The 12,124-nt window shown below is 57.2% G+C and carries 11 protein-coding genes; 4 read left to right on the forward strand and 7 right to left on the reverse strand.

Translation table 11 applies throughout. The features are described from left to right. Positions 1-1,472: 1,472 nt before the first annotated feature. Positions 1,473-1,871: a cyclic nucleotide-binding domain-containing protein gene (locus ABJH13_RS17650; protein ID WP_348407538.1), complete on the reverse strand. Its 399-nt coding sequence runs from the start codon at positions 1,869-1,871 to the stop codon at positions 1,473-1,475. 274 nt (positions 1,872-2,145) lie between these two features. Between ABJH13_RS17650 and ABJH13_RS17655 the strand changes: the two genes are divergently transcribed. The 3 genes from ABJH13_RS17655 to yghX all read left to right on the forward strand — a co-directional run bounded on the left by ABJH13_RS17655 (position 2,146) and on the right by yghX (position 4,368). Next, entirely contained in the window at positions 2,146-2,406 is a 261-nt protein-coding gene (locus tag ABJH13_RS17655) for a CreA family protein (RefSeq protein WP_348407539.1), read from the forward strand. 271 nt (positions 2,407-2,677) lie between these two features. Then, a complete protein-coding gene (locus ABJH13_RS17660; protein ID WP_348407540.1) occupies positions 2,678-3,223 on the forward strand; it encodes a hypothetical protein in 546 nt (181 codons plus the stop codon). A gap of 257 nt (positions 3,224-3,480) precedes the next feature. Next, positions 3,481-4,368, forward strand: a complete 888-nt coding sequence (gene yghX, locus ABJH13_RS17665; RefSeq protein WP_348407541.1) for a YghX family hydrolase — start codon at positions 3,481-3,483, stop codon at positions 4,366-4,368. 44 nt (positions 4,369-4,412) lie between these two features. Here the strand turns inward: yghX and ABJH13_RS17670 are convergent, their stop codons facing one another. From ABJH13_RS17670 to ABJH13_RS17690, 5 genes are all read right to left on the reverse strand, one after another. Then, on the reverse strand, positions 4,413-5,114 hold the full coding sequence (locus ABJH13_RS17670; protein ID WP_348407542.1) for an ABC transporter ATP-binding protein: 702 nt from the start codon (positions 5,112-5,114) through the stop codon (positions 4,413-4,415). Further along, positions 5,107-5,883, reverse strand: coding sequence for an ABC transporter ATP-binding protein (locus ABJH13_RS17675; RefSeq protein WP_348407543.1), 777 nt, complete (start codon positions 5,881-5,883; stop codon positions 5,107-5,109). The genes ABJH13_RS17670 and ABJH13_RS17675 overlap by 8 nt, the downstream gene beginning before the upstream one ends. Continuing rightward, positions 5,880-7,739: an ABC transporter permease gene (locus tag ABJH13_RS17680; RefSeq protein WP_348407544.1), complete on the reverse strand. Its 1,860-nt coding sequence runs from the start codon at positions 7,737-7,739 to the stop codon at positions 5,880-5,882. The genes ABJH13_RS17675 and ABJH13_RS17680 overlap by 4 nt, the downstream gene beginning before the upstream one ends. An 87-nt stretch (positions 7,740-7,826) precedes the next feature. Next, the gene (locus ABJH13_RS17685; RefSeq protein WP_348407545.1) at positions 7,827-9,035 is read right to left on the reverse strand and encodes an ABC transporter substrate-binding protein; all 1,209 of its coding nucleotides are present in this window, start codon (positions 9,033-9,035) and stop codon (positions 7,827-7,829) included. A 36-nt stretch (positions 9,036-9,071) separates the two neighbouring features. Continuing rightward, on the reverse strand, positions 9,072-10,142 hold the full coding sequence (locus ABJH13_RS17690; protein WP_348407546.1) for an aromatic ring-hydroxylating dioxygenase subunit alpha: 1,071 nt from the start codon (positions 10,140-10,142) through the stop codon (positions 9,072-9,074). A gap of 346 nt (positions 10,143-10,488) precedes the next feature. Here ABJH13_RS17690 and ABJH13_RS17695 point away from each other — a divergent pair, with 346 nt between their 5' ends. Further along, a complete protein-coding gene (locus tag ABJH13_RS17695; protein WP_348407547.1) occupies positions 10,489-11,652 on the forward strand; it encodes an amidohydrolase family protein in 1,164 nt (387 codons plus the stop codon). 9 nt (positions 11,653-11,661) lie between these two features. Here ABJH13_RS17695 and ABJH13_RS17700 read toward each other — a convergent pair whose 3' ends face one another. Further along, positions 11,662-12,102 carry a MarR family transcriptional regulator gene (locus ABJH13_RS17700; RefSeq protein WP_348407548.1) on the reverse strand — a complete coding sequence of 147 codons (441 nt, stop codon included), beginning with the start codon at positions 12,100-12,102 and terminating at the stop codon, positions 11,662-11,664. Between the last annotated feature and the right edge of the window lie 22 nt (positions 12,103-12,124).

Genomic DNA, 12,124 nt, shown 5'->3' on the forward strand with positions numbered 1-12,124 from the left:
ACGTCTGCGGTCCTTTCGCCAGCTTCCTGTTCTTTGATCATCGAAATGATCTGTTCGTCTGTGAATCGTGCCTTCATTTGTCCCTCCTTTTGTTGAGCGGACTCTACACAAATCTGGAGGAGTTTTAGGGGCGCAGGTCAATGTGATCAGCGTTCATGGGGGCGGACATACGGGCGTCTAATTCTTGGCATGCTTCGCGTCCGGTGTGGCGGTCACGGCAGCCGACACCATGCGGTCTGCGGAATTCTTGGCAAGGCCACCGATGGCATCAGCGGCAGTTTGATCACCCGGCGCGCCGCTGTCCAGGTCGGACTTCGTTTCGACGATGATCGCTGCCGCTTCTCCCTTTAGGTTTTGGGCAACTGCGTTGAACTTTTCTTTTTGGGCGCATCAGATCCTGAGCAGACGTAACAAGATCATCTTCTGTCTTTGACCAAGGTCTTGCACTGGCCAATGCAACGCCCGCAGCCATCGCCAACGTTCCGACAACAAAGGGGTGGCGCTCAAAGATATCTTGCAACGTGGTGTTTGAGGGCGCTCGGTGGCGTCCTTGGGTGTCGGGGGCCGTTTGCTGGGGGGATTTCATCTTTCAAAGAGGGGTCGGGTGCAGTTTCAAAAATTTTGACATCTTCGCCGCGCGTCTTTGTATTTGCGGCAATCAACCACGCGATCCATGCGGCAATCGTTGCAACTGGTAGCGGGTTCCGCTGTGCTTGTTTGAGGGCGGATTTCCCCATACCGTCGGCAAAACGCACTCCGGACGTTCCGACATATTGAGCGACCGTCCCAAGCGTAACAGACCCCTTGAGGTGTTTGATGTTCGCAGCAACGGCGGCACGTTTTTCTGCGATATCGCGATCAATCTTAGCGGACGTGCGTGTGTCACTGGTCATAATATGCAGCCTTTATTGGATTTGCATCGCGCCCAAGGTTTCGCACGGGTTGGGCAACATCGCGCAGCGCGTATTTGAGCAATATGCACGGTTTTGACCATCAAGAGGGCCAACACCAGCAGTCCAAGACCAACACCCAAGCCCGTTCAAACCGGTGCAACACCAGCCGCAACCAGTGCTGCAACAGATGTGGTTGCAAGCACGTCGCATGCCGATAACGCGAGAATTACCGCAACGACAACAAGGTCAATCGCCAAGACTAAACTGCCCAAACTTTTCTAAATTGCCGAATTCAGCGATGCGATTTTGGCTTGAAGCAATGCGGAAGTACTTTGCCAGTTCTTCCCGGTCGTGAATACGAACATCATCCCTGCGCCAACTTAGCAACTGGCGGGACTTTAAGATGTGGTGGTCTTGTTTATGTGAACACGCGATAGATCCAATGCATCGGCTATGCCTTTTGTTTAAACGGAAACCGCATGGTGTTGTGGTCCCCATTACCACTGGCCGTTGACCGCAGGTAGATCCACATAAACATCCACGCGACGGCCTGTACGGCTGTACGTAGTCCAACCGTTGTCAGGCGTTCGCCCAAAAACGTTCTTCGATGGCGGCAAGCCACGCAAGTTCAAACCCGCGTTCTGGGTCGGCTTGGATGAACGACCAAAGTTCGTTGAGATCAAAGACGCATAGGGTCATCTTTGTTGTGGCCTCGACCGAATGCCCCATTTCGGCCATCACGCCTAACTGCGATCCCAAAAAACCGTCAGGAAAGACGAAATTTATGACCTGTCGTTCGCCGTTCTCTGGGCGGCAATACCGCAGGGTCATGCCGTGTAGCGCGGTAAAAAGTTGCGGGCTGTTGGACCCTTCCATCAAAATGGGGGTGCCGGTGTCCACAACCAGTTCGCCGAACTTAAGTTTCTGCATGCCCGCGTCATCATCCGCATACATCGGCGCAGCGGGCAATGTTCGCATTGAGTGGTCAAGGAATGCTCTTTCTGACGATATTGCATCGTCTGCAACAGTCTGTGACGCGTCACAGACCTTAGACCGAATGCACCGCCGATCCTAACATAAATGACGTAGGGGCCGCCGAACTCTTAAAGTGAATGCGTTAGTCATATCATGGTTTGCATGCGTTTAAATCCGATATGTCACGCGCAGACTGTGCGCCGCCGTGCGGTCTGCTCATCACCACATAGCCGTCAGCGTTCTGCGCCGATGTGTCGTTATCTTTAAAGGAACGCGCATGAACCGGGACCATGCCGAAGGCACGTGGACAGACCTGTCAGGTCGCATCATCGTCATCGGAGCCTCCGCTGATCCTGTTGTTGAGAGGGTCATCTGTCATGTCGCCTATTTCGAACGCGGCCTGATTGACTGCCTTCAAAACGGGAATTGGTCTGAGGAATCTTGGAATGTGCCTATCTCTTGTCGGCAAACAAGGGGGGATCAAGATCGGCAATATCGACAATACCGTTGTTTCAGCAGCCCTAACGGTGCCCGTTGATATGGCCATAAGGGTAATTTGCATGTGCCAACAGGAAGGGCCCCAAAATGGCAAATGATATCAAAGCTCCGTCGCGGCGTCACGACGCTCACGATCATCTCAATGTTCGTCGTTGCGTATTTTGCCCGCGATCTGGTCTTGCCGGTGTTGCTTGGTTTCCTCATTGTTTTGACGCTTAGCCCGGTCAACCGTTCGTTGCAAAAGCTTGGGTTGCCATCGGGGGGGGTCGGCAACGCTTCTTATTGTTATGACGGACATTGGCATTGGGGCGGTGCTGTATTTTACCGGGGAAACCGCGCGAACATGGTCCGACGACGGGTCAAGAATAGCGCAACTCCTGCAATCGAAACTCATCGGCGTGACAGATGCCATCGAGGCTGTTCAGGATGCGTCAAGGCAGGTCGAAGAAACGACGGCCGCACCCGATGCAGTCCCCCAAACGATTGCCATACGGCAACTCGGACTGTTGAACGCCGCCGTCACAGTGGCCGCAAGCACCGCGACATCTATCGGTGTTGCCCTTGTTTTGGCGTTGTTCCTGTTGGCTTCAGGTGATCTATTTTATGTGAAGGTGGTTCAAGCCTTCCCCACAATGCGCGAGAAAAAACACGCTTTGACAACGATCTATGACATAGAACACGGCGTCTCGGGCTATCTATTGGTCATCACGCTTATCAACACAGGTTGGTCGCGCTGGCCCTGTGGCTGCTTGGCATTGAATACGCGTATATCTGGGGCATTGCGGCATTTCTGCTCGACTACCTTCCCATCATGGAGGGGGGCTTGTGGGCACGGCTCTTGCTGGTGTTCAAAGTGATTTGCGAGAATTTCCCAAGTCTGGAGATCGTTGGCAATTTTCTAGGTGAAGCAGACCAATCCGAAGCAAGCTAACCGTGCTCAAATTCTCTGACCTGTGCCCGCAAACCGCCAGAACGCCGGACAGGTACGCGCCCTTTCACGTTGAAAGGTTGGGATGACATCGACATCATTGGTGATACCTTACCGATATTCGAACAGCGGTTGCACCACCGCCCCGCCCCCTAAACCGGCCGTAACACACGAAGGAGCCCGACCATGACGCGCATGACCGCCAAAGACTTTGACCAAGAGCTGCTGGATTTATACGATTTTTACGCCCACGGCAAAATCACCAAACGCGAATTTTTGGACCGTGCCGGCAAATTTGCCGTCGGTGGGGTAACGGCTGCTGCACTTTTGTCTTTGCTAAGCCCCGATTACGCGATGGCCGAACAGGTGTCGTTCAACGACCCCGATATACACGCAGATTACATCATGTACCCGTCGCCCAACGGCACCGGCGATGTGCGCGGCTATTTGGTGCGCCCTGCAAACGTGGAGGGGCCGCTGCCCAGCGTGCTGGTCATTCACGAAAATCGCGGGTTGAACCCCTATGTCGAAGACGTCGCGCGCCGGTTGGCCAAAGCGGGTTTCATGGCGCTGGCCCCTGATGGGTTAACGTCGGTGGGGGGCTATCCGGGAAATGACGCAGACGGCCGCGAGTTGCAGCGCACGGTTGATCGCGTGGCCTTGATGAACGATTTCTTTGCGGGGTTCGAACACCTTTTGGCGCGCGACGATAGCACCGGCAAGGTGGGCGCTGTGGGCTTTTGTTACGGCGGTGGTGTGGTCAGCGCAATTGCTGTGGCCTACCCGGAATTGGCTGCGGGTGTTCCGTTTTATGGGCGGCAACCGGCCGCTGAAGATGTGCCCAATATTCAGGCGCCTTTGTTGGTTCAAATGGGAGAACTGGACGACCGCGTCAATGCAGGATGGCCCGCCTTTGAAGCCGCACTTCAGGCCAACGACAAGGTGTTTGAGGCGCATATTTATGACGGCGCGAACCACGGTTTCCACAATGACAGTACCCCGCGGTATGACGAAGCCATGGCCGATCTTGCGTGGGGTCGGACGTTGGCGTGGTTTAACACCTACCTAGCGTGACAGCACTATAGGTACGTGGGGCCCTGCGCACCATTGCGGGGGCCCTATGCCGCAAGATACGCATCCTTGATCTCGGGGTGCGCGGCAAGGTCTTGCAAGGTCCCATGATAGACCTGCACGCCACTTTCGATGATCACCACCAAATCGGCGACGGCTTGGGCGAAATGCAGGTTTTGTTCCGATAGCAACACCGTCAGCCCTTCGGATTTCAGTTGCTGGATGACCTTGACCATCTGTTCCACGATCACCGGGGCCACGCCTTCGCTGGGTTCATCCAGCAACACAAACGACGGGTTGCCCATCAAGGTGCGCGCGATGGTCAACATCTGCTGTTCCCCCCCCGACAGCGCCTTGCCCCGGTTGTTGCGCCGTTCAGCAAGGTTGGGGAAGAGATCAAACAACATGTCTTCGGTCCACGTCACGGCGCCGTCACGGGGCGGTTGTTTGCCCACCAACAGGTTTTCGGCCACGGTGAGGTCGGTGAAAATGCGCCGTTCCTCTGGCACATACCCCAACCCCAGTTTGGCGACCTTATGAGGCGGCAACCCCACCAACCCGTGCCCGGCAAAGGTGACCTTGCCATTGGTCGGGCGCACCAGTTGCATGATAGATTTCATCGTGGTGGTTTTGCCCGCACCGTTGCGCCCCAATAAGGCGACCACATTACCCTTGGGCGCGCGAAAACTCAGGTCGCGCAGTACGTGGGCTTTGCCGTAAAAACTGTTGACGGTGTCAACCTCAAGCATCTGCGGTCTCCTCTGCATCAAATAGGGTGCCGCCGCCCAGATACACCGCTTGTACCAAAGGGCTGTTACGGATTTCGGTGGCGTTGCCTTCGGCGATCAACTGGCCGCGGTTCAACACCATGATCCGGTGCGCGTGGGCAAAAACCACATCCATGTCATGTTCGGTGAACAGCACACTGACCTGTTGGTCGCGCACGATGTCGGCCGTCAGTTGCATCAATGCGACCCGTTCGGTGGGGGCCATGCCCGCGGTGGGTTCATCCATCAACAACAACACCGGGTCATGCGCCAGCGCGATGGCCAGTTCCATCCGTTTCAGATCGCCATAGGCCAAAACCGCGCAGTGGCGATCTGCCTGTTGGGCCATGCCGACGCGGTCCAACAACGCGTACGCTTCGTCCCGGTACATCCGGTGCGCGTATGGCGCAAACCGCAACAGCTGTTTGTGATGAGACAACAGCGCCATCTGCACGTTTTCGATCACCGTCATCGACGCGTAGGTCGCGGTGATCTGAAAGGTCCGCCCCACGCCTTTGCGCCAAATCTGCCGGGGGCGCAGGCCATTCACCCGTTCGCCCGACAGGTAAATATCACCCGAGGACGGCGGCAATTGCCCCATCAACATATTGAAACAGGTGCTTTTTCCCGCGCCATTGGGGCCGATCAACGCCAGCAATTCGCCCTTTTTCAGGTGGAACGACACGTCATCGACCGCTTTGATGCCGCCAAAGGACCGGCTGAGGCTTTTGGTTTCCAAAACGATGGTCATTGGGTGTCTCCCTTGCTGGTCAGGCCCAGACGACGGGCGGCGTTGCGCAGGGACCCCACAACCCCGTCGGGCGCCAAGATCACGATACCGATGATCAACAAGCCCATGACGAGACGCCAGTATTCAAACCGGATCAGGGTTTCTTCGATGCCCTTGAAGAACCCCGCACCAACAACGCCCCCCGCCAACGTTTTCACGCCGCCCAGAAACACCACGATCAGCGCATCGAAACTGCGCGCGATTTCCAGTTCATTGGGAAAGACGCTGCCTTTTGAGAACACAAAGAGCGCCCCCGCCAAGCCGCCCATCAACCCCGCAAACCCAAAGGCGATCAGTTGGATTTTGTGGGTGTCGATGCCGGTAGCCTCGGCTTGGCGTTGGCTGTCACGCGCGGCGCGCAGGGCGTATCCAAACGGTGAATGCGCGATATGGCGCAGCACAAGGATACCCCCAACGGCCATGCAAAGGGTGAAATAGAAATACGCAGTGGTGTCGTTCAGCCAATCTGACGGCCAGATATTGACCAACCCATCATCGCCCCCAGTGACATCGCCCCATTGGAAGACAAGGCTCCAGATCAGTTGGGCAAAGGCCAGTGTCAGCATGGCAAAGTAAACCCCCGTCAGCCGCAAACAGACCCACCCGATGGCCAGCGCACCCAGACCTGCACCAAGGGGGGCCAGCATAAACGCCAGTTCCATCGGGGTGTTGAGATGCGTGACCAGCAGTGCCGCGACATAGGCGCCACCACCGTAATAGGCCGCGTGTCCAAAGCTGACCAACCCGCCCAAGCCCAGCAGGAAATGCAGACTGGCGGCAAACAAACAAAAGATCAGGACATCGGTGGCCAGCACCTGCGAAAAGGACGTGCCATAGACGGGCAACAACGCCAGCACCGTAAGCCCCACGGCTATGATTGCACGGGTACGCGATGACGCGGGTTTGATAGGGTTTTCGGGCGCGCCCACCTGACCATGTTCGCCGGCGACCTCTTCGCGGCCAAAAATCCCGTAGGGGCGGATCATCAACACCACGATCATCACCATAAACATCAACACCAGCGTGGATTGCGGCAGGTAGGTCACGCCGAACACATTGAGCACCGAGATGATAATCGCCGCCAGATAGGCACCGGGCAGCGACCCCATGCCACCGATCACTACGACCACAAAGACCGGCGCGAGGATGTTGAAATCCATCAGCAAATCGGCCCCGCCCTTGGGCAATTGCAGCGCGCCACCCAGACCCGCAAGCGCCGAGCCAAGCGCAAAGACACCGGTGAACAACCATGCCTGATTGACCCCCAGCGCGCCGACCATTTCGCGGTCTTGGGTTGCGGCGCGCACCAACACGCCCAGCCGGGTGCGTGTGATCAGATACCACAGGCTCAGCGCCACAAAGGGCGTGATGACCAGCAGCACGATGTCATATTTCGGGATCGGTTCACCCATGATCCGAAACACCCCGCGCAGGCCGGGCGCGCGCGGGCCCAACAGGTCTTCGGGGCCCCAGATGATCAATGCGAGATCTTGGATCACAAGGATCACCCCAAAGGTCGCCACCAGTTGAAACAGTTCTGGCGCGCGGTAGATCGGCCGCAGCACCAGCATTTCGATGACCACACCGATGATGCCAACGGCCACACCCGCCAGCAGGATAGACCCCCAAAACCCAAGCCCACCGGGCAGCACCTGCATTAGAGAATACCCAATATAGGCCCCCAACATATACAGGCTGCCGTGGGCAAAATTCACAATACGCGTGACGCCAAAGATCAACGACAGGCCACAAGCAACCAAAAACAGTGAGCTTGCATTGGCAAGTCCCGTCAGGACCTGCGCGACAAAAAATTCCATAGTGGTGATCCGCAACGTAAAATGGGAGGGGCGTAACTGCAGGGCCCCCGGTGGTGTTCCGGGGGCTTGCACGTGTCGGCGTTGGGGTTAGTCGGCGGGCCGCAGGTCTTTGACCTCTTCGGGCGAGGGCAGGTAATCTGCGCCGTCTTTATACGCCCAATCGACAACAACACCGCCGCCGTCACGCAGTGCGGTTGTGCCCACATAGGCCCCCATGGTGGATTGGTTGTCTGCCGCGCGGTAGGTGATTTCGCCGACAGGTGTCGCGACTTGTAGGTCTTCGAACGCGGCGCGGATGGCTTCGGTTTCGGTGGATCCGGCCCGACCAATGGCGGCCGCGATGGATTGCACCGTCATGTAGCCGACCATCGACCCAAGGCGCGGGTAATCCTCAAAACGGGCCTGATAGTCGGCGACAAATGCACCGGCGGGGCCGTCTTTTAGATCGTACCAAGGGTAGCCGGTGACGGTCCAACCTTCGGGGGCCTCGTCACCCAGCGGGTCTAGGTATTCGGGTTCGCCCGACAGCAGGCCAAAGATCTGGCGGCCATCAAACAAACCCCGGTCGCCGCCCTCGCGGACGAATTTGGCCAGATCCGGCCCAAACGTCACATTGTAGATCGCGTCGGGCTTGGCGCGTTCAAGGGCCTGAACTTCGGCGCCTGCATCGATTTTGAACACACCGGGCCATTGTTCGGCGACAAATTCGGCCTCTGGCATCAGTTCCAACAGGCTAGATTTAAATGCGGCAACGGCGTCTTTGCCATAGGCGTAATTGGGGGCGATGGTCGCGAATGTCTGGGCGCCACTTTGGGCGGCGGCTTCGGCCAACATGGACGCCTGCATATGCGTCGAAGACCGCAGGCGGAAGGTGTATTTATTGCCCGCAGACCACACCAGACTGTCGGCCAAAGGTTCGGCGGCCAGATAGACATACCCCTTTTCGCCCGCAAAGGACGAAATCGCCAACCCCACGTTCGACAAGATCGACCCCGTTAGCATAACAGTGCCTTCGCGGGTCATCAGTTCTTCGGCGATCTTGATTGCTTCGCCGGGCTCGCCTTGGTCATCGCGAAAGATAAATTCCAACGGGCGGCCCAATACGCCGCCTTGGGCGTTGATCTGTTCCAACGCCAGTTCGATGCCCTGTTTGTATGGGCCAGCAAACGCCGCGAGCCGTTTGTAATGGTTGATTTCGCCAATCAAGATCGGGCCGTCTTGGGCTGATGCCGTCAACGGTGTCAGGGCAAGCGCGGCAGATGCCACCAACCCCTTGAGGAATGTATTTCTGTTCATGCGTCTTTCCCTTGCTGTGATAGAACTGACTGTTGTTCAGTCATGGTTTATAAAGCTGGAGTGCGTCGGATCCCCCAAATCCTCTGTGGCTTCTTCGGCGATCAGATCGCGGATGCGTTTGCGGTAAACGTTGGGCGCCTTGTCGATGGCAATGCGAATGGGTTTGCGGCGTTGGGGGTGTTGTTCGGCATCGTGTACGGCCTCTAGAATGGCCTTATCTTCGGCAAATGCCACCTTAAACATCGCATCCATTTGCGCCGATGCCTCTGCATCGCCCAGCGACGTGTTGCGCAGGTGCATCCAGTGATCAATGGTATAATCTTCGCGCACCGGCGTCACAAAGTGCAGCGCAAATATACGCACACCTGCATCGCGGTCATCTTCGGCACAGTCCTGCGCCACATCGATGCTGCCAAAATCAATCACGGCTGTGGATGGCATGTGCAAATGATAATAGTGCCAACGGTCCACATGGCCCGAAAACCCGCCAAACTTCTGGAAAAACCCAACAGGGGCAGCGTCCCTGATCCACCGCCACGCAGAAATCACATCGCCCGCCGTAGAGACATGCACCGGCACGTCCTCGCTTGCGGCGCTGCCAAGGGTTGTGGGGTGCACAAAACTAACATGCGCCGGATCAACAAGGTTTTCGGTGACGTTCAGGTAGTTGGCCTTGATATGCAGCGCCGCGCCTTGGTGGGCGTGCCAATTCAGGTCGTTGAATTCGGGCATGTCGAAAATCGCGCTGCTGTCGGCTAGGTCCGGGTCGCCCATCCAGATCCAGACGATGCCGTTGCGATCGTAGGCGGGGAACCGTTCGACATAGGCGCTTTTGGGGGTGTTGTCTTGGCCCGGTACACGCACGCAGCGCCCGTCGCTATCAAAGGTCATTCCGTGATAGCCGCATTGTATCGTGTCGCCGATCCGTTTGCCTTTGGACAGCGGCAGCAAGCGATGTGGGCACCGATCTTCAAGCGCGCGTATGTCGCCTGCGGACGTGCGAAATACCACCAAACGCTGGCCGGTTATTTCCAACGGCGTCAAGGTTTCGTCGAAATCCTTGGACCACCCCGCGACATACCAGCTGTTTTTAACGAACCCTGCCATATTGCCCTTGCGTAAAGACGTTTGAGGTATTTGAGATCAAAAATTCATTTGTTGTCAAATGAAAAACCATTTGCACGCAAACAATGTGCAGTTCTGCGGCTGTCTCTTAAATCTGTGCATCTTGACTAATCACAGGCTGGCACGTCGCAACGCAGAGCACAAGCGCGCGGCCGGTATGCGCGCGGGGGCAGGTCACTGTTGGCCGGTGGCGATGTTATCTAAGGCGGCACCGGGATCTGGCGAAACATAGGGTGGTTTTGATGGGAAAAACACTTGACGTAGGCGCTGTGTACTATTTGTATACAAATGAAATATTCCACAACGCATACCCGCGCGCGAGGCAGACATGACCAAACTAGTCGTAAGAAATATTGGGCAAATCCTCTCGGGGAAGCTCGAAGAGCCGATCTTTGATGGTGACTGCCTGATTGCGGTGGACGGCAAGATCACCGCGTGGGGTTATGAAAAAGATCTCGACTGCGAGGGCGCGACCACGGTGGTGGACGCAAAGGGCGTAACCCTTGCGCCGGGGCTGATCGACAGCCACATTCACCCGGTGATCGGCGATTACACGCCGCGCCAACAGCAACTAAACTGGATCGACAGCACGCTCCATGGCGGGGTCACCACGTTGATTTCTGCGGGTGAAGTCCACATGCCGGGGCGGCCCAAAGACATCATTGGTCTCAAGGCGATGGCGATCGCGTCCCAGCGGTGGTACGAAAATTTCCGGCCCTCGGGGGTTAAGGTACACGCAGGCGCGCCGGTGATCGAAAAAGGCATGGTCGAACAGGATTTCAAAGATCTCGCCGATGCGGGGGTGAAACTGTTGGGCGAGGTCGGTCTGGGCACGGTCAAAGACGGTACCACCGCAAAACAAATGGTGGGATGGGCGCGCAAATATGGCATGCAAAGCACCATCCACACGGGCGGGCCGTCCATTCCGGGGTCGGGGTTGATCGACGCGGATATGGTGATCGAAACCGGCACCGATGTGATTGGCCACATCAACGGCGGGCATTCGGCGCTGCCTGATGACCAAATCATATGTCTGTGCGAAAGCTGCCAAGCGGCGTTTGAGATCGTGCACAACGGCAATGAACGCGCGGCGGTCTTGGCGCTGAACACGGCACGCGAGTTGGGCAAGCTGGATCAGGTTATTCTGGGCACGGACGGGCCTGCGGGGTCGGGGGTGCAACCTTTGGGGATCTTGCGGATGGTTGCGATGCTGTCTGCGTTTGGCAACGTGCCGGCGGAACAGGCGTTTTGTTTTGGCAACGGCAACACCGCACGGCAACGCGAATTGGACACCGGCCTGATTGAGGTCGGCAAATGCGCCGATTTCGTGTTGATGGATCAGGCCCAACACGCGCCCGGCAATACGATGCTTGAATCGGTGTCTTTGGGGAATTTGCCCGGCGTCGGCATGACCATCATCGATGGGCAGGTCCGGTCTGGTCGGTCGCGCAACACCCCGCCCGCCGCGCGCATTCCAGAACAGGTGGTGTAGGGCCCCGCGTTACGCGATTTTAGCGAGCAGCCCCACAAGAGTGCGTTGTTCTCGGGCCGTGAGCGGGGCCAGCGTGTCTTGGGTGATCTGATGGCCAATGGTCTCTAGGGCGCCCACCATCGCGTGGCCTTTGTCGGTCAGGGAAATCACCGACCGACGTTTGTCGACCTGATCGGGCCGCGAGGCCACCAGCCCCTTGGATCGCAGCCGGTCCACAACCCCCTTCACCGTCGCCACATCCATCGCGGCCGTGCGCCCCAGATGGTTTTGCGACACATCGCCCAGTTCAGACAGCCGGATCAGCGTGCTGAACTGGGTGGGCGTCAGGTTATCGGGCGCGTGTTTCTGAAAGATCAGCCCATGGCGCTGGCTGGCCAGTCGCAGCATAAACCCAACCTGCTTTTCAAGGTCATAGCTTGCCCGGTTCGGCGGTTCTGTGGGCGCATTCATGCGGTGTATCACTTTGTGTTAG

Source organism: Roseobacter sp. (genome assembly GCF_039970775.1).
Classification (GTDB): domain Bacteria; phylum Pseudomonadota; class Alphaproteobacteria; order Rhodobacterales; family Rhodobacteraceae; genus Roseobacter.